The organism is Alicyclobacillus acidoterrestris (assembly GCF_022674245.1).
Lineage (GTDB): Bacteria > Bacillota > Bacilli > Alicyclobacillales > Alicyclobacillaceae > Alicyclobacillus > Alicyclobacillus acidoterrestris.
In genome coordinates this window covers 3,620,899-3,639,844 of sequence record NZ_CP080467.1, presented here as the reverse complement: position 1 = coordinate 3,639,844, position 18,946 = coordinate 3,620,899, and the positions used below count along the sequence as shown (strand labels likewise).

Genomic DNA, 18,946 nt, shown 5'->3' with positions numbered 1-18,946 from the left:
AAAGCGCTATGACTGCAAAGTACCAAGACACGAAAATGTCTCTCGAGGACAGAGTGGATTCGTTGCTTTCCGAGATGACCATCGACGAAAAAATTGCCCAGTTGTCGGCTGTTTGGGCGTACGAAGTACTTGACGGTCTGACCTTTTCGGAAGAAAAAGCAAAGCGTCACTTTCAACACGGAATTGGTCAAATCACGCGCATTGGTGGTGCGACCAATCACGATGCCGTGGGGACGGGGCAGATAGCCAACGAGATCCAAGCGTTTCTCATGCAGCATACGAGGCTCAAAATTCCCGCCATCGTTCACGAGGAATCGTGCAGTGGATACATGGCCAAGGGTGCGACTTGTTTCCCACAGTCCATCGGCATCGCCAGCACGTGGGATGACACCATTGCTCGGCGCGTTGGTGAAGTCATCCGCCAGCAAATGCGCGCGGCGGGGGCCCATCAGGCGTTGGCGCCACTGCTCGATGTCACGCGGGATCCGCGGTGGGGGCGCATCGAAGAGACTTTTGGAGAAGACCCGTATCTTGTCGCACAAATGGGGATTGGCTATGTCCAAGGGCTGCAAGGTGAACAGTTATCCGAGGGCGTTATTGCTACCGGCAAACACTTTGTCGGTTACGGTATCTCGGAGGGAGGCATGAACTGGGCGCCGGCACACATTCCTCAGCGGGAATTGCGCGAAGTGTACCTTTACCCATTCGAGGCGGTCGTTCGAGCGGCAAATCTAGGGTCGATTATGCCCGGCTATCACGAGCTCGACGGCATTCCGTGCCATCACAACAAGCAATTATTAGTTGACGTCCTGCGCGACACGTGGGGATTTGATGGAATTGTGGTGTCCGATTATTTTGCGGTGAACATGCTGCACGAATATCACCATGTTGCACGCGATAAGGTACAAGCGGCCCAATTTGCCGTGCAGGCCGGTGTTGACGTGGAATTGCCAAGTCGTGACGTGTATGGCGAATCTCTGCTACAGGCCATTACCGCGGGACTTGTGACGGTAGACGAGGTAAACGAACTGGTGCGGCGGATTCTCGCGATGAAATTCCGTTTGGGCCTGTTCGAAAATCCATATGTGGACACGTCGCGCACGCTTGAAGTCTTTGACAACCAAGAGCAGCGGCATCTCGCTAGGACGGCTGCGCAAAAATCTATTATCTTGCTGAAAAACGAGGCACAGTTATTGCCACTTCGGGCGAGTGCATTGAAAAAGTTGGCGGTCATTGGGCCAAATGCGCACAACACGCGCAACATGGTTGGCGATTACGCGTACCCGTGTCACATCGAGTCGCTGCTCGAAATGCGCGACGAGGACAACGTGTTTGCGACGCCGATGCCGGAGGATGTGGAGCGCGTTCAGGAATTTGTGCCGATGCAGTCGATTCTCGAGGCGATTACCGCGAAAGTCGGCGACGGTGTAGAGATCGCATACGCGCAAGGGTGCGATGTGTTTAGTCAGGATGACGCAGGATTCGCCGAAGCGGTGGAAGTTGCGAGCGGTGCGGATGTGGCTGTTGTGGTGGTTGGTGATCGCGCTGGTTTGACCGACGAGTGCACCACTGGGGAATCGCGGGATAGGGCGACGTTAGGGCTGCTTGGCGTTCAAGAGCGGCTTGTGCAGTCGATTGTCGCCACAGGCACGCCGACCGTCGTCGTGTTTGTCAGCGGGCGTCCGCTCGCGACGCCGTGGATTGCGAATCACGTCCCGGCGATTGTCGAGGCGTGGTTGCCAGGTGAAGAGGGGGGCGCCGCAGTCGCGGACGTGTTGTTCGGCGATTATAACCCAAGTGGTCGCCTGCCAGTGACGGTGCCCCGTTCGGTGGGTCAAGTTCCAATTTATTATGCGCACAAACCGTCCGGCGGCCGATCACACTGGAAAGGCACATACGTTGACGAGAGCAATGAACCTTTGTACGCATTTGGCTACGGGTTGAGCTATTCGACGTTTGAATACAGCAATTTGACGTTGTCTGCAGACACCATTGACGTTCACGGTTCTGTCGATATCTCGTGTGTCGTGACGAACACGTCGGACGTCGGCGGCGAGGAAGTTGTGCAACTATATGTGCATGACGTCGAGGCCGACGTCACGCGCCCGCTGCAGGAACTGCGCGGCTATACACGGATTTTCCTGCAACCGGGTGAACAGATGCAGGTAACTTTCACGCTGTCGGCCCATCAGCTTGGCTTTTACAACCGTCAGATGCGCTATGTGGTGGAACCTGGCGTGATCGACATTGGGATAGGCGCCGCTTCCAACGACATTCGACTGACCGGCAGCTTCTCCATCACGGGAGAGGTGAGCGATGTGGCGTCGCAGAAAATCTTTACGACTCCTGTTCGTGCCGTATCTCTCGGAAGCGTACAGGCGTAACCGCACGCGTGGTTACGGGTAATGGCAGATAGTCTGGGACAGTGAAACCAATCACATCTGGAGGGATACACATGAGTCAGGCATTAGTCGTCTATGGAGGATGGGAGGGGCACTATCCCGGCGAAATCGCCGATATTTTTGCCGAGTTGCTCGGTGAGATTGGCTTTGGCGTGACGATGAGTGACCGCCTGGACAGCTTTACGAGCGCAGATGACTTGCGGGCGTTTCAACTGATTGTGTTGCACTGGACGCAGGGCGACATCGCGCCCAATCAGTTCGCGGCACTGCGCGAAGCGGTGCACGGGGGCGTTGGGTTGGCCGGGATCCACGGTGGACTCGGGGACGCCTTTCGCAATATCCCGGAGTTCCAGTACATGGTCGGCGGCCAATGGGTCGCCCACCCAGGGAATGATGGGGTCACATATGACGTCACCGTCACGGACCTGAACCACCCCATCACACAGGGCGTTCCGAACTTCACCGTGACTTCTGAGCAGTATTACATGCATATCGATCCCGCCATCCACACCCTAGCCACCACCCGATTTGGCGACACGGTGATGCCGGTCGCGTGGACGAAACGCTACGGATCCGGTAAGGTGTTTTACCACTCACTGGGTCACCACCCGGATGTGGTACGGATGCCGGAAGTCCTTCGCTTGACCCGACAGGGGCTGGCGTGGGCGGCTGCAGAAGCGTAAATCCTGCGTCACCTGTCACGATCACGCAGCTCTGCGTCACAATGCTTCGCAGGTTCGCATATACGCTCGGCGTGGTGGTAACGGTTCGGCCATATGTCCGTGTACATCCGTCTCCTCCGCACGTACCATACACCATCCTGAAAGCAATGGAGGCGTTTTAAATGGGTACGTTCGGTGGATATACGCAATGGGCAGTCGTGTTCCTTATCATCTTTGTGCTGTTCTTCTTGCTGGTACCAGCTGTTGGAATTACTGCAGGTAGTTGCAGCTGTAGCTGTGCAACCGGCGGTTACGGCGTATATTAAGTTTTGAAAGGCCACCTCGGGTGGCCTTTTTACATACTAGGACACTTGCGACGCGGTCGAGACAATTCTCCGGTACTACGCCGACCGGTGAAATTACGACAGGATCGGCGGCGGAATGTCAGCCCCCTTTGAAATAGGGCATGATATACGCCCTATTGCCGGATTTTCGCTAGGTTCGGCAGATTTAAGACACGTGAAATGCCTTATCTACTCAAAAGCCGGCGGATAAACCAGAAAAATCAGTGGATAGTGCAGATTTCATGCCTTATCAGCGCAGATTGGCACGCGAATGTCTTAATAAGACACTCACCCGCCGGCCGCAGCCCCAGCCCAGCAGCCCATCGAATAGCGCCCTCCTTCAATTGCGGCAGCCCGCCCAAAGCTTCCCCTCGGTCACCCATCATCACACTTGACAACTTCTTCGCGCCGTATCATACTAATCTCAGAATCCGATTTCAGAAATCGATTTCACGAATCTCTAGGCGTTTCACGAAGCGTGGGTTTTATGAAATCGAGGTTGATATGAAAAAGAGACACGAAGTGTATCGGGAATCGTAGGGCAGTGTTCAAGATAGGGGCTGGAATTCGTGGTGAAGGTGAAAGATGTGGCGAAAGCCGCAGGGACATCACCCGCAACGGTTTCACGGGTTTTGAATGGCGTTTCTACTGTGAATCCTGAAATCGCTGAGAGAGTCAGAAAAGCGATACAGGAGCTCAATTATCGTCCGAACGAAGCGGGGCGCAATCTGCGGCGGAAAACGGACACCCAGTTGGGGCCGGATTTCGAGTTGCGAAGCCAGCACAACTGGAAAGCCAAACAGCAAATTGCTGCGAAGGCCGCAGAGTTGATCAGGCCTTCGGATGTTGTGGTGCTGGATTCGGGATCGACTGTCGCTGGTATGGTTCCCTATTTGAATGAAGGCACGCTGTTGTATACGAATTCACTCGCAATCCTACAATCGGCCGCGCGGCGAAATTTGCACGTTCACCTGGCGCCTGGGCTGTATGTGCCAGAAATGGCGGCGGTGTTCGGGGAAGAGACAGAGGCTTACTTTCGGAACCGCCAAGCGACAAAGTACTTTCTGTCCAGCGCCCGCGTCGATGTCAAAAATGGGTTGTGGAACGTAAATCAAGTGACGTCTTCCGTTAAACGGGCGGCCATTGAGTGCGCGAAGGAAGTGATTCTCTTAGCGGACCACGACAAGTTTTGTGATGCGTCGCTTAGCACATATGCATCGCTTCAGCAGGTGGACTTGCTCATTACCGATTATGTACCAGAAGAATTTCGAGACCGTTTGTTTGAAAGCGGTATTCATGTGGTGGAGGTTGGAGCGCCGTCTAGGTAAAGGGGGTGGCCGCGGTGACTGACCAGAGCACGCCGATTTTTATTCTAGCGGACGACCTGACAGGGGCTGCAGATGCGGCAAATTACTTTCGAACGCCAGAACGTCGCGTGAGAATCGGTTTCGATTCGGCTATGCCGTGGGATTTTAGGTTAACGCACGAAACGGTTCAGGTATTTGACGTAGAAACCCGGCATCTGTCGCTGGAGGATTCCTTCGGGAAGGTGCTCCGTGCTTGTGCGCATATTACACAAGCGAGCCCTGAGGCGCTTGTGTACAAGAAGGTCGATTCGACGTTGCGGGGCAATATTGGGGCGGAGATCGAGGCGGCCGTGCGCGGGTTGAACCGGAACATCGCCGTACTGGCGCCGGCTTTCCCGGCTGGTGGGCGGACGGTGGTTGGCGGCGTGCTGTACGTTCACGGCGTACCCGTGAACGAAACAGCATTTGCGAACGACCCGCATCATCCGATTCTGTCCGCGAATGTTGCAGAGCACGTTCGCACGAAAGCAGCGTGGCCGACGGTTCAACTCGGCTTGTCGCTCATTCGCCAAGGGGCCGATGTGGTCGAACACTTCTTGGCGGATCAAGGAGATGGGCCGGTCCTCATTGTGGCCGATGCCGAGGTGGATGAAGATTTGGCCGTGTTGGCCGAGGTGTTCAGCCGGAACACGACGTATTTGCCGTGTGGATCCGCCGGCTTAGCCCGACAGCTAGCAAAGGTCTGGACACAGTCCGTGGGCGCATGCGACGCAGTGGTTTCGCGAACGCCGCGTGCGCAGAGACAACTTTATGTCATCGGCAGTGCGAACCAGTTGGCGCGGGAGCAGGTGCAGGAGCTGCAAAAGCAGCGAGTGGTGCGCACCCTCGAGTTGTCTGCGACAAAGGTTGTCGATGATGTCACGGCGGCTGATGAGATAGCGGCAGCCATCGCGCGGATTGAGGCAGATGACGCAGACATTACGGTTCTGACGTTATCGCCGGAGCGCGTGTCGACCGTCGACCGAACGCGACTGGTCGACGCGTTGGCCCAAGTGGCCAAGGCATGGGTACACCGTTCAAGTGCCGATTTCGGGCGTTCGGAACAACCGCACTTGGCTGTGTTTGCCACGGGTGGTGACACGGCGTTGGCCTGTTGCAAGGCGGTCGGACATACGGAGATTTGGACCGAAGGCGAACTGCTCCCAGGTATTCCATGGAGCTTCGTCGGCGGGCACGATGGGCAGTTGACGCTTGTATCAAAGGCTGGTGGCTTTGGCGACGCGCAGACGCTTTGCAGTGTCGTAAATCGCTTGTGTCACGAAGCTTGAACACAAACTGGAGATGAATCAGGATGACGAAAAAAACGCGTATCGCAGTAACGATGGGTGACCCTGCCGGCATTGGTCCCGAAATTACGCTGATGGGCCTGCAGGACAAGGCGATTGCAGAGCAGGTAGAAGCGGTCGTCGTCGGGGACGTGAACCGACTGGAGGTCGCGAAGGCAGCGCTGGTCAAGACTGGCCGGTTGTCAGCGAATCAAGTGACGCTTCGGCCGATTGGCGATGTGTCGGAAGCGGCGTATCAACCAGGCGTCATGGATGTATTAGACCAAAACAACGTCCCAAGTGATCTGCCTTGGGGAAAGGTGTCCGCTGAAGCGGGGGCCGCGGCGTTTGACTACGTCAAGAAATCGGTCGAGCTCGCCGTGGCGAAACAAGTGGACGCCATCTGCACCGCTCCAATCAACAAGGAGGCGTGGAAACTCGCGCACGTGCCGTATCCCGGGCATACGGAGGCGTTGGCGGCGTTGTCGGGATCGGACAAGTCAGCCATGATGCTCGTCAATCACGGACTTCGCGTCGTTCACGTGACCACGCATGTGAGTCTGAAGGACGCGATTGCCATGGCGACGACAAATCGCGTGTTTGAACGAATTCAACTGACGGTCCGCTCATTAGAGCAGTTCGGGATGAAGCGGCCGCGCATTGCTGTGGCGGGTATCAACCCACACGCAGGCGAGGGTGGCCTGTTTGGGCGAGAGGACATCGAACAAATCGCGCCAGCTATCGAACAGGCGAAACAAGCCGGAATGGATGTCAGTGGTCCGTGGCCGCCAGATTCGATTTACGCGCGCGCGGCGGGTGGCGAGTTCGACGCCGTCATTGCCATGTATCACGACCAAGGTCACATCGCCATCAAAATGCTCGGTTTCGACACGGGTATCAATGTCACGCTGGGACTTCCGATTTTGCGGACTTCTGTCGATCACGGCACCGCCTTCGACATCGCCGGCAAGGGCATTGCCCGCGAACAGAGTATGGTCCAATCGCTGCAGGTGGCCATTGATTTCTTACAAGGGAAAGCTGCCGGGGCTGCGCAATAATGCGCTATCCCCCGGCGTTCAAGTAAGCGTTTAACGCGACGGGAGGCATCAGCATGAAGATTAAAGCAGTGGTCGATAAAGTTCCAGGCGGCATGATGATTTTTCCACTTCTCATTGGTGCGATTATCCGAACCATTTGGCCGGGGTTGCCCGACGATACGGTGTTCAAGAGTTCGTTTACCGGCGGTTTGCTTACAGGTTCCACGTCTCTGTTAGCGGCATTCTATATTTGTCTGGGATCAACCATTGAGTTTCGCGCAGCAGGTTACGTCCTGAAGAAGGGTGTATCTCTTTGGTTGAGTAAAATTGTAACCGCTGCCATCATTGGATTTCTTATCAAGTTCCTAGCGCCAGATCAGAATCACATGTTCTTAGGGCTGTCTGCCTTGGCCATCGTCGCTGCGTTCTCGGATTCCAACGGTGGCTTGTACATGGCGCTGATGGGGCAACTCGGCAAACGACAGGAAGATGTCGCAGCTTACTCTATCATGTCTCTCGAATCTGGGCCGTTCTTTACCATGCTGATTCTCGGTGTTGCGGGACTGGCAGCCTTTCCGTTGCGCGCATTCATTTTTGCACTATTACCGCTCATCATTGGTATGGTGTTAGGGAATCTCGATAAGAATATGCGGGAGTTCCTCAGCAAGGGGAAAGACGTACTCATTCCGCTGTTCGCTATCGGCCTTGGCTTTGGCATCAATTTAAAGGACGTCTTTCAAGCCGGGTTCGCAGGCATCATTTTGGGCTTTGGCGTTGTCGTCGTAACTGGCGTAGTGCTGTACTTGGTCGACAGGTTGGTTGGTGGTACAGGCTTGGCTGGTGTTGCTGCTGCATCGACCGCAGGCAACGCAGCGGCGGTTCCGATGGCTGTGGCGGCGGTCTATACCGGCTACCAGTCGGTAGCTGGGCAAGCGACCGTGCAGGTTGCTGCAGCGGTTATTGTCACCTCGATTTGTGTACCGATTATCACGGCATTTTTTGCAAAACGGTCGGGGTTGACGCGGGGTGAAACGTCCGTGCAGCAGGAAGCGGAGCAACAGTCCCACGTAGATGTACCCGCAAAGGAAGCGCATAACTAACTTCCTACTATGACTGAATAAAAATGTGGCGTCTACGAAAGCCCTATCAGGCACAGTCTCTGCCTGATAGGGCTTTTTTGTCAGTAGTCATCATTGTCCATGCCTTCTCATATCATCTATCGTCAGTCAAATGGACGAACAAATGGTGATGACACAGCTTCACGATGAAACCGCTTGCGAGGGAAAGAGGGGTTATGGGATGCGAAGATGGTCGACCTTTGCATGTTGTGCCTTGATCGCCGGGACGGTTGCAGGGGTGTCCGGTTGTGGACAAGGGCCAAATGCGGGTAATCACAAGTCCGGCACCATCACGATTACCGAGATGGATTACTATACGTCCACGCAAGGCGCACTGATGCAAACGTTGATTGACAAGTATGAAAAACTTCACCCCAATATTAAAATCCAGCGGGAACTCGTTCCAAACGCCACGTATTTGCAAAAAGTGATTCAGCAGGCCATGGCCGATGACATGCCAGACTTACTGATGCTCGACAATCCCAATCTACCAGAAATTGCGAGCACAGGCGTTTTAGTGCCGCTGCAGCAACTCGGCCACATCGACACGGAGAATTTCGCGAAAGGCTCTATCAGCGAAGGAACCTACGACAACACGTTATACGGGCTGGCGAACGCGAACAATACCATCGCACTGTTTTACAACAAACAAATGTTTCAACAGGCGGGCATTCAGTCGCCTCCAAAGACCTGGGCACAGTTGCGCGCTGATGCGAAAAAGTTAACGCACGGTTCCGTGTACGGGTTCGCGTTTTCAGGAGCAAGTGGCCTTGGCAATGTCGCGTGGCAAACTGAACCCTTTTTGTGGACTGTAGGTGGCGATCTTGACGCCCACATCGATTCACAGGGCTCCCGCGATACACTCAATTTCTTGAAGTCCTTGGTGGACGACGGATCGATGCCACAGGCGGTTGTCAATTGGGACCAGCAGGACGTCCAAAACCAGTTTCAAGAGGGCAAAGTGGCGATGATGATCAACGGTCCGTGGATTGTCCCGACTTTGCAGTCGATGAAGGGACTCGAGTATGGCATTGCGACCGTTCCAGTGCCCAAATTAGGGGACCAGGTCATTGCGCCATTGGGAGGGGAAGAATGGACCATTCCAAAGACGAACACGGCTTCAGAACAGGCGGCGTTTGCGTTCCTCAAATGGTTGGATGACACAAAGGCCCAGCAGATCACGTGGGCAGAAGAATCCCAAGAAGTGCCGGCGTACACACCTGTGGCCCAGCAGGTGGTGAAAAAGTACCCATACCTGCAGAGCTTTGCGACAGAAGTCGAGCACGCGCGGGCGCGAACGGCAGATTTAGGCGTTCACTACCCGAAGGCGGTGGATATCTGGGGCAGCGCGGTGCAAAGTGTGCTGACGGGGGCCTCTTCCGTCGACGCAGCACTTCGAAAAGCGAAGCAGGAAACACAGCAAATGCTTCAATCAAGCGATTGACGGCCAGTGAAGGATTGTGTGTCCATGATGAACGCCTGATTTGCCTGGAAGAGGAGGGAGACAAATGCTCTCTACATCAAGTACGCCGTCACGCGCGTTTCGCATGGCGCGGTACAAGCGAGCGTGGTTCCTGGTGCCACTCGCCGTGTATCTGCTCGTCATGTTCGGTTACCCGTTGTACTACAGCATCGTCATCAGCTTTCAGCATTTGAATCAAATCACCGTCATTCGCGGGCATGCGCCCTTCAATGGCGTCGTCAACTACATCGCAGCCTGGTCCGGCTCTGGTATTTGGCATATCGTCGCCAATACGATTGAGTTCACCGTATTGTCCATCATCTTTCAATTTGTCATCGGGTTGCTGCTTGCCTTGCTATTCAATCGGAAGTTTCCGGCGAATGGGTTTCTCCGCGCCCTCATCCTGGTTCCGTGGTTAATTCCCCAGTTGGTTTCTGGAACCATTTTCAAATGGATGTTCGATTCAACGGACGGTATCGTCAACGAAGCTCTTCTTGGTTTACACATTATCCATCACCCCATCTCCTGGCTATTACATCCGCAATCGGCGCTGATTGTCATCGTCATCACAAATATCTGGATTGGCATCCCCTTCAATATGGTGTTGATTTACAGCGGACTGAAGGATGTGCCGCAAGAGCTTTATGAAGCTGCGCAAATCGATGGCGCAGGCAAGTGGAAGTCGTTTCTCCATATCACGGTGCCGAGTGTGCGTACGGTCTTCGCCATTGTCTTGATGTTGGGGCTCATTTATACCCTAAAGGTCTTTGACATCGTGATGACATTGACTGGTGGGGGTCCAGAGAACGCGACGCAACTCTTATCTACTTGGTCCTACACGCTGTCCTTTACCAACTTCGACTTTGGCCAAGGCGCCGCGATTGCCAATGGATTAATTGTCATCGCGCTGTGTTTCACTGCCGTGTATCTCTGGTTTAACAAGCGCGCACTCGATTGAGGGAGGTGAAGTTGTGAGCACGAATCGAAGGGCATTCGGGCAAGTGGGGTATCTGGCGATCGCAATTGTGTGTGTGGCCATCCTCATCTTTCCATTATATTGGACGGTCGTGTCTTCCCTGAAGACGCAGATGCAGCTCTTCTCTAGTCATCCGTCTATCATCCCGCAGACCCCGCAGTGGGGGATTTATGCGAGAGTGTTTCTACAGCAGTGGCCGCACTTAATTACGAGTCTCATCGTCGCGTTCGGCGCTCTCATCTTGGCGCTCTTGATATCCGTCCCGGCCGCGTATGCCTTGGCTCAGTTTCGAACAAAAGCGGTGCCGGTCTTTTTATTGGTCCTGTTGATTGTTCAAATGATTCCAGGTATTTCCCTGGCGAATGCCCTGTTCATTATCTTTCACAAAGTTCACTTGTTGAACAACTACTTTGGGTTGATGCTGGCCGATACCACGTACGCGGTGCCATTTTCCGTTTTGATTTTGCGCGCTTTCATGATGTCCATTCCCAAAGAGTTGATAGAGGCAGCAAAGGTGGACGGCACCGGTGATACAGGCGCATTTATCCGCGTGGTGCTGCCCATTATCAAACCCGCGCTCGTCACTGCGTCGCTATTCTCCTTTTTGTTCACGTGGTCGGATTTTCTATTTGCCGTCACCATGACGACCAGCACCCGCATTGAGCCTGTGACTGTCGCGATTTATCAGTACATCGGAACGTATGGATCAAATTGGAACCAACTGATGGCGTTTGCTGTAATTGCATCTATTCCAGCAGCCATTTTTTTGATTGTTTCGCAGCGATACATTACTGCGGGAATTTCGAGTACAGGTTTAAAAGGGTAATTTTCGATGGTTGCCACCAACTACAATAAAGGGAGTGCATCGTGATGAAATTAGGCGTCTTCCAGGTATTGTTCCGAAACCGTTCATTTGAGGAAATGTTGGACTATGTTGCGGCAAGTGGCCTAAAGGCGATAGAAATCGGGGTCGGCGGTTACGTCGGCAAACCACATTGTGACGCGCCACAGCTGTTGTCCGATGCACAAGCACTGCGCGACTTCCGGCATCAAATTGAAGCGAGAGGGTTGGAGATTAGCGCGCTGAGTTGTCATGGCAACCCGCTGCATCCGAATCCGGAATTGGCGAAGCAGTTTCACGAGGAATTTCAGAATGCAGTTCGTTTGGCAGAACAACTTGAGGTACAGAATGTCGTGACATTCTCCGGTTGTCCAGGGGAGTCCGATTACTCTTTGAACCCTGTTTGGGTCACGTGCCCGTGGCCTGACGACCTTTCGCGCGTCGTGGAGTGGCAATGGGCAGAAAAGGTTATCCCGTATTGGCAGGAGCAAGCAAGCTTTCTTGCGAACCACGGGGTTCGCGCTGCCATTGAACCACATCCGGGTTTCTGCGTGTATAACACGGAAACGCTCTTGCGATTGCGAGACGCTTGTGGCGAGTCAATTGGCGCCAATTTTGACCCCAGCCATTTGTTCTGGCAGGGGATGGATCCCGTCGAATGCATCAAAACACTTGGGCGCGCGGGCGCGATTTATCACTTCCACGCGAAGGACACCGCAGTGGACGGGCGCAATACAGCGCTCAACGGTGTGTTAGATACGAAATCGTACCGCAATTTGGCGGACAGGTCGTGGGTCTTTCGTACGGTAGGCTATGGCCACGGTGAACAGATGTGGCGCGACATCATCAGCGCACTACAACTGGTGCAGTACGATGGAGCCATCAGCATTGAGCACGAGGATGGCTTCATGTCGATTGACGAAGGATTTCAGAAAGCAGTCAGCTTTCTTCAGGAATTGTTGATTGACGAGCGCGTCAAAGACATGTGGTGGGCTTAATTGGGTATCCGTAGAGCAGAGGAGGAGAAATGTGTATGGCAAAACACAAGGTGCTTGTCGTCGGATGCGGGAGCATGTCGAACACCTGGCTTGACTATGTAGAGCAGCGATCGGACGCAGAAGTTGTCGGACTCGTTGACGTCTATGAAGAGACGGCCATCGCGATGGCAGAACGGCGAGGTCTCGATGTTCCCACGTTTCAGGATATCGAAGATGCACTCTCGGCCACCGACGCCAACTTGGTGTTCGACATCACCATTCCGGACAGTCACAAGCAGGTGGTGATGACGGCGCTCCATGCAGGCTGCCACGTGTTCGGCGAGAAGCCGATGGGGACGTCCATGGCAGATGCCGCCGATATGGTACGGGTTGCCCGCGCATCCGGCAAGCGTTATGCAGTGATGCAAAACAGGCGTTACCTCAGACAAATTCGTGCGGTGCGCGCAGCCGTCAACTATGGTGCAATTGGCCGCCTCGGCGCACTCTACGCCGATTTTTTCATCGGCGCTCACTTTGGAGGCTTTCGGGATGCAATGGACAATCCATTGATTCTCGATATGGCGATTCACACGTTCGATCAGGCCCGCTTCATTTCCGGCGCAAAGCCGGTTTCTGTATACTGCCAGGAGTTTAATCCTCCGGGGTCCTGGTACCAAGGAAACGCCGCGGCAATCTGCATTTTTGAGATGAGTGACGGAACGGTGTTCTGTTATCGGGGTGCATGGTGCACAGAAGGATTCCCAACTTCCTGGGAATCCAACTGGCGGATCACGGGTAGTGAAGGAACCATTCTGTGGGATGGTCGCAATGATCCGACTTGTGAAGTCGCTTTGCTCGACCGCGAACCGACAGGACTCCACCGCGAGACGCGGACTGTGGAAATTCCAGTCGCTTGGAGCGGCCGTGAAGGACACTGGGGCTGTCTGGACGAGATGTTTGACGCACTGAACGAAGGCCGCCCCGCGGAAACTGAGTGCACCGATAACATCTACAGTGTCGCCATGGTGTTCGGTGCGATTGAGAGTGCGCGAATTGGACAGAAAGTATATTTGCGCAATTTGGTGTGATTCGCATACATCATATGACCATCGGCCCCTCCGCCAGGTATACGGTGGAGGGGCCGATGGCACGACCTATCGTTCATCGGGTGACGATACATGGAATGGCCGCACTTACTGTGATGAAGCGATAACCTCCAATGTTTGCAGCACGCGAGGCACGTTCATCACGTCTGCGTAGCGCGCGTTGAGATCTGTCAGGGCGCTGGCTTGTATCGTTTGGTTGCGGTCACCCACAGCCTCTTTCGGGATAATCACGCGTAACCCACGTTGGATGCCGTCTACAGCGGTGGCTCGAATGCTGCCACTGGTCGTCGCTCCGACGAGAATTACGGTGTCGATTTCATTTTCCTCAATGAAACGCTCGATGGGCGATTTATGAAAGTTGGTGATGTAAGGCGTATCGCTAATGACGCTATAGGAATAGTCCGTGAGTTCTGGATGTATCCGGGTCCATTTTTTATCCTCCAGCGCGCAAATCGATGGAAACTTCTGCCCCCACAATTGTGAACTGAGATTAGCCGGATCATAAATTGTGCGCGTAAAGGTGACCGGAATATGTTTCGACATACACAGTTCAATAAGCGCCTTTGTCGTTTCAATTTGCTTGTCAATCTCGATGGCGAGCCGGGAATTCGGGTCCGTAAACGCGGCCACGAGATCTCGAATCATTAACAGCGGACGCTTGCCAAAGCCCAATTGTCCGGAGAATCCTTCCTGTGTATACAATAGCTGCACTTCGTCGAAAATATATCGACGCTGCCCACCGGGCGTGTATACAACTTTCAGCCCGTACCCCTTGACAACGCCGTCCTTCTCTAATCGCCGAAGCGTACTAGGTGATACGCCGAGGTGGTCTGCGTATGGTGCCGACTACGGACGGTATTTGCCGAAAGGGACGGGCGTCCGAGGGCCATTCTGGACGACATTTCTTGCATTCTTTGTATCTGTGGGATGGGTGTCTACAGTAGGTGCGGCCCTAGCTACACAGTTTGCCTCTGTGCAGCCAATCGATTTGATTGGGAAGACGATGGGTGGTTTTGCAATTGTGGCGTACATCGGTTTGGCGCTAGGTTCCATGAGCTCCAATGTATTAAATATAGAGCGTTTTGCAGAATTAACGTTCACAACGCATTTGACACTATATATAGTGTTCCATTGATAGTTCGTACACTATATATGTGCGAGAAACGGTGAAAAATCGAATTCTGCAAAACGCTCAAATATATATAGTGGCTCGCTAGCGGCGTTAACCTTTGATGTTCCTCTTAAGCGCTGGGCGTCCGCATTGTTGATTGGCGGCGTGAGTATTGTCATTTCGCTGTGTTTGGCGAGTGAGACAAAGGCCGTTGACTTCCTCCAAAACTTCTTGCTATTCCTCGTGTACTGGGTTATGCCTTGGTTCGGCATTCAATTGGTTGAATTTTATGTAAATGGTCGAAACCGTGTTGATGATGTACTTGATTTCTATCGGCCGCGAGGAGCAATGGGTGGAATTCGCTGGGCAGGGCTTGGAAGTTTTCTAGTGGGTATCGCCGTGTCTATTCCGTTTATGGCTTCGGCGTTGTACACAGGCCCCATAGGTCATGCGTTGAAGGGTGCAGATTTGAGTTATTTTGTGAGTGCTATTGTCGCCGGGGGATTGTATTTTATCTGTACGGCTCGGGGGCGGCGGGGGACTGCGGTTCCAACTGCGGGGGAGTCAATTATCGTGGATGGCCGTTCGCAATGACACTGTTCTTAGTATTTTAGTCAAATCATTTTGCACGGATATAGCACCCTATTTTCCAGGATGAAAAGATCATAGTCGTGTGAGAAGGACGCGCACTGCAAAAGGCGTAGCGCAGACTAAGGGGGCAATTTCAATGGCCGAACTGATGTCGAACTCGAAAATAGGAGGGGAAGACGATTTCGCTCTGGAGGCCATCCCTGAGCAAGCGAGGATGCCGTGGAGCAGTATCCTGAACGTAACGATGGGCATCGTGGGTGCGATGATTTTTATGCAGCTTGGGGGAGAGATGGCCCTCACGTACGGCAGTGTCAATGCGATTCTGGCCATGGTATACGCGACGGCGATGAATGCAGTTTTAGCCATCATCCTAGCATTTTTTGCTGCAAAGACGGGTCTCAATGCGGGTCTGTTGACAAGAGGAACCGGCTATGGATTTGTCGGTGCGGCACTTACGTCACTGCTCTATGCGTCGAATTTTATCGTGCTTGCGGCCACGGAAGGAAGTATTATGTCTCACGCGGTTCATACGTATCTTCCTTCCATCCCCCTTTGGCTGATAATGCTCATTCTTGGTGCCGGAATTATTCCACTGAGCCTCTATGGCATGAAGCAAATCAATAAATTCCAGAGGTATTCTCTGCCTGTCTATATCGTTCTTTTAATTAGCGGCATAGTTGTGGCGCTGCACAAGAAGGTGTCCACCCCAGATAACTGGCTTACGTTCTCGCCACACGGGCAGATGGTAGGGGGAGCGGCGCTATTAACATGCATTGGGATTTTCAATGGCATCATTGGGGGACAAACGTTGTTGACGGCTGACTACGCCCGCTTTATCAAGCCGAAGGAAATTCGATTTGCACCCTTTATCATTGGGTTTGTCCCGCAGTTGGGCTCCTACCTCATCATGGGCATGGTTGGAATCTGGTTTGCTGTTCGGTTCGCACAATCCGATCCCGGTGTCTACATGGTTTTCGTCCTCGGCGTCGGCGGCACACTGTACACAGTTCTCACGCAGCTTCGTATTAATTTGATAAACATCTACAGTGGATCGCTCGGTTTAGCCAATTTCTTTGGTCGGATTTTTAAATTCACGCCGGGACGCGTCTTTTGGGTGATTGTTACGGCGGGCATTGCGGTGGTGTCCATGCTGTCCAATATCATTGCGCATATTGGTGTCGTCCTTACATTCCAGGGTGTCAGCATGTTTGCGTGGACCGCTTCGATGCTGGCGGATTTACTCGTCGTGAAGAAGGTTTTCAAAATCGGTCCATCACATGTGGAGTATCGGCGAGGATATCTTAGGGATTGGAACCCCGTGGGCCCGATTGCGTTGCTTGTGGGGTCGGCTGTTGGTCTCATCTTGGCAATCTCTTATGTAGGGACGATTGCGTCTTCCATTTCGGCATTTATCGCCGGTGGGATAGCCTTCGTCCTGCACATCGCCTTAGCTATGGCGACGAAGGGAAAGTATTATGTCGTAAGTGGCGTAAGGAATGGAGAGGGATTGTTGGATGAGCATGAGGCACCTGCCGAGGGGTAGTTCATCGATAACCGTTCTTTCGAAAACGTCTCTTCGGTCACCAAGTGCTCCGGATGGGGGACCACCTACTGAGTGGTGGCCCCTTGTCCGTGTTGCGGTTGGATTTAACCAATGGCTATCATCCGGTCAATTGGCGTTTTTGCACGTGCGCGCAGTTCGTCCTGTACTTGTATGACGTGTTGCATGTTGCGCAGTGCGTCGAGTACTTTTTGCAGGGTAATTTTTTTCATGAACGGACACACGGCATTGGGGTTCGCCGCGACAAAACGCTTTTGGGGATTTGCCTTCTCCATTTGATGCAGAATTCCGGTCTCTGTGGCGATGATGAACTCGGTTGCTGTGGAGTGCGTTGTAAAATCGAGCATGCCGCCAGTCGAGAGGATGTGTGTCCGGTTGGTGGGCAATTGCCCTTCAGCCAGTAGATGCATACTTGAGGTAGAGCAGCCACACTCTGGATGAACGAGCAGTTCGGCACGTGGGTGCTGGTTGATTACTGCATCGACTTGTTGTGGTTGAATGCCGGCATGTACGTGACATTCTCCCATCCAGATATGGATATTGTTCCGGCCTGTCATGCGCTTGACGTAAGCGCCGAGAAACATGTCGGGCAGGAATAGAATTTCTTTATCTTCGGGAATCGACTGGACGACGTCCACCGCGTTCGACGAGGTACAACAATAGTCGCTCAGTGCCTTGACTTCAGCTGTTGTGTTGACGTATGCCACAACGATAGCCTCCGGATGATCTCTTTTCCAAGACTTCAATTGCTCAGCAGTGATGGAGTCGGCCAATGAGCAACCGGCTTCTAGGTCTGGTAACAGAACGGTCTTTTCGGGGTTCAAAATCGACGCTGTTTCCGCCATAAAATGCACGCCACAAAAGACAATGACATCGGCATTTGTGCGCGCGGCTGCTCGGGCCAGTGCCAAGGAGTCTCCAAGCACATCCGCGATGTCCTGAATCTCCGGAAGTTCGTAGTTGTGTGCCAGAATGACTGCATTTCGGCGAGCCTTCCACATCTCAATTTCCTCTATTAAGTGATGGTGAATTGTCGGAGTGTCGATGTTTGTTCGCTCCCTTCGTACGCGACCACATACTTCGCAAGCTGCACGACTTCATGTGTATATACACCTGAACATACTACCGAAACGTGCAGTCGTCAAGAGACACCGGGCAGTTTAAATTTCAAACACGATCAAATCTTGTCTTTGGAGCAACTGAGTGTACAATCAGGTGTATATACATATTTGGGCGTTCATCTACCGTATGGGGGGACTCTTGATGATGAATATGGGACTGACACGGGATTTGATTCGGCTGGCACTTAGAGAGGACATTGGGCGTGGGGATTGTACAACGGAAGCTATCATTCCAACTAAATTACAGGCGATGGCGACTGTTTATGTTAAGGAGGCCGCAATCGTGGCCGGGTTGCCGGTTATGGAAGCTGTGTTCGAAGAACTCGGTGGACAAGTGCGTATTGCACATTTGGTAGAGGATGGGCAAGAGATCAGCGGAAAGACAGCTGTTTGCCGGATGACGGGATCCGCCCGACACATCCTCATGGGCGAGCGCACCGCGCTCAATTTTCTATCGAGGCTGACGGGGATTGCTACGTTCACGCGGATGGCTGTACGTGAACTCGTAGGAACGCATGCGAAGTTACTGGATACGCGCAAGACCACGCCGGGATGGCGCAGTCTCGAAAAATACGCCGTCCGCACGGGCGGTGGGTACAATCACCGCTTTGGGCTCGACGATATGGTCTTGATTAAGGACAATCACATCGCACTTTCTGGTGGCATCCGGCAAGCCGTGGCACGTGCGCGCGCGAAGGTTGGTTTGGCGCAAAAAATTGAAGTGGAAGTCGATACGCTTCGTCAGCTCCAGGAAGCTTTAGACACAGACGCTGACATGATTCTGTTGGATAATATGGCGCCCGATGTGTTGCGTGAGGCCGTGCAACTGGTTGCTGGGCGCGTCCCACTGGAAGCTTCGGGAAATGTCAATCTGGAAACGCTCGCTAAGGTGGCGCAGAGCGGGATCGACTATATTTCTATGGGCGCCTTAACGCACTCGGCCACGAGTGTCGACGTGGGGTTAGATATCGTGTTTGAGTAAGTGGATAGATGGAGAGGTGACGA

Annotated in this window: 17 protein-coding genes; 15 read left to right on the top strand and 2 right to left on the bottom strand. The window is 53.4% G+C overall.

The genetic code is table 11. The features are described from left to right. Window positions 1-8: 8 nt before the first annotated feature. The 12 genes from K1I37_RS17920 (at window position 9) to K1I37_RS17865 (ending at window position 13,539) form a co-directional block, all read left to right on the top strand. Entirely contained in the window at window positions 9-2,384 is a 2,376-nt protein-coding gene (locus K1I37_RS17920) for a glycoside hydrolase family 3 N-terminal domain-containing protein (protein WP_021294847.1), read from the top strand. A 71-nt stretch (window positions 2,385-2,455) separates the two neighbouring features. Then, a complete protein-coding gene (locus K1I37_RS17915; protein ID WP_021294848.1) occupies window positions 2,456-3,085 on the top strand; it encodes a ThuA domain-containing protein in 630 nt (209 codons plus the stop codon). A gap of 161 nt (window positions 3,086-3,246) precedes the next feature. Beyond that, entirely contained in the window at window positions 3,247-3,390 is a 144-nt protein-coding gene (locus tag K1I37_RS17910; RefSeq protein ID WP_021294849.1) for a hypothetical protein, read from the top strand. 587 nt (window positions 3,391-3,977) lie between these two features. Continuing rightward, on the top strand, window positions 3,978-4,736 hold the full coding sequence (locus K1I37_RS17905; RefSeq protein ID WP_021294851.1) for a DeoR/GlpR family DNA-binding transcription regulator: 759 nt from the start codon (window positions 3,978-3,980) through the stop codon (window positions 4,734-4,736). A 14-nt stretch (window positions 4,737-4,750) separates the two neighbouring features. After that, window positions 4,751-6,043 (top strand): four-carbon acid sugar kinase family protein, encoded by a 1,293-nt coding sequence (locus K1I37_RS17900; RefSeq protein ID WP_021294852.1) that lies wholly within the window; start codon window positions 4,751-4,753, stop codon window positions 6,041-6,043. Window positions 6,044-6,066: 23 nt separating this feature from the next. After that, window positions 6,067-7,098, top strand: coding sequence for a 4-hydroxythreonine-4-phosphate dehydrogenase PdxA (pdxA, locus tag K1I37_RS17895; RefSeq protein WP_021294853.1), 1,032 nt, complete (start codon window positions 6,067-6,069; stop codon window positions 7,096-7,098). Between the two features lie 53 nt (window positions 7,099-7,151). Then, window positions 7,152-8,177, top strand: a complete 1,026-nt coding sequence (locus K1I37_RS17890; RefSeq protein WP_021294854.1) for a 2-keto-3-deoxygluconate permease — start codon at window positions 7,152-7,154, stop codon at window positions 8,175-8,177. Window positions 8,178-8,376: 199 nt separating this feature from the next. Next, window positions 8,377-9,639, top strand: a complete 1,263-nt coding sequence (locus tag K1I37_RS17885) for an ABC transporter substrate-binding protein (protein ID WP_021294855.1) — start codon at window positions 8,377-8,379, stop codon at window positions 9,637-9,639. Between the two features lie 64 nt (window positions 9,640-9,703). Further along, a complete protein-coding gene (locus K1I37_RS17880; RefSeq protein ID WP_021294856.1) occupies window positions 9,704-10,615 on the top strand; it encodes a carbohydrate ABC transporter permease in 912 nt (303 codons plus the stop codon). 13 nt (window positions 10,616-10,628) lie between these two features. Further along, window positions 10,629-11,459 (top strand): carbohydrate ABC transporter permease, encoded by an 831-nt coding sequence (locus K1I37_RS17875; RefSeq protein WP_021294857.1) that lies wholly within the window; start codon window positions 10,629-10,631, stop codon window positions 11,457-11,459. 44 nt (window positions 11,460-11,503) lie between these two features. Next, window positions 11,504-12,472: a sugar phosphate isomerase/epimerase family protein gene (locus K1I37_RS17870; RefSeq protein ID WP_021294858.1), complete on the top strand. Its 969-nt coding sequence runs from the start codon at window positions 11,504-11,506 to the stop codon at window positions 12,470-12,472. 35 nt (window positions 12,473-12,507) lie between these two features. Then, window positions 12,508-13,539, top strand: a complete 1,032-nt coding sequence (locus tag K1I37_RS17865) for a Gfo/Idh/MocA family protein (RefSeq protein ID WP_021294859.1) — start codon at window positions 12,508-12,510, stop codon at window positions 13,537-13,539. A gap of 105 nt (window positions 13,540-13,644) precedes the next feature. Here the strand turns inward: K1I37_RS17865 and K1I37_RS17860 are convergent, their stop codons facing one another. After that, window positions 13,645-14,268, bottom strand: a complete 624-nt coding sequence (locus tag K1I37_RS17860) for an isochorismatase family protein (protein ID WP_236613809.1) — start codon at window positions 14,266-14,268, stop codon at window positions 13,645-13,647. Between the two features lie 439 nt (window positions 14,269-14,707). Between K1I37_RS17860 and K1I37_RS17855 the strand changes: the two genes are divergently transcribed. After that, window positions 14,708-15,262 carry a cytosine permease gene (locus tag K1I37_RS17855; protein ID WP_322790883.1) on the top strand — a complete coding sequence of 185 codons (555 nt, stop codon included), beginning with the start codon at window positions 14,708-14,710 and terminating at the stop codon, window positions 15,260-15,262. A 133-nt stretch (window positions 15,263-15,395) separates the two neighbouring features. Next, a complete protein-coding gene (locus K1I37_RS17850) occupies window positions 15,396-16,802 on the top strand; it encodes a purine-cytosine permease family protein (protein WP_021296553.1) in 1,407 nt (468 codons plus the stop codon). A gap of 104 nt (window positions 16,803-16,906) precedes the next feature. Here K1I37_RS17850 and nadA read toward each other — a convergent pair whose 3' ends face one another. Further along, a complete protein-coding gene (gene nadA / locus K1I37_RS17845) occupies window positions 16,907-17,851 on the bottom strand; it encodes a quinolinate synthase NadA (protein ID WP_269078052.1) in 945 nt (314 codons plus the stop codon). A gap of 232 nt (window positions 17,852-18,083) precedes the next feature. On the opposite strand from nadA, the gene nadC reads away from it, so the two are divergent. After that, window positions 18,084-18,923: a carboxylating nicotinate-nucleotide diphosphorylase gene (gene nadC / locus K1I37_RS17840; RefSeq protein WP_021296551.1), complete on the top strand. Its 840-nt coding sequence runs from the start codon at window positions 18,084-18,086 to the stop codon at window positions 18,921-18,923. The last annotated feature ends 23 nt before the right edge of the window (window positions 18,924-18,946 follow it).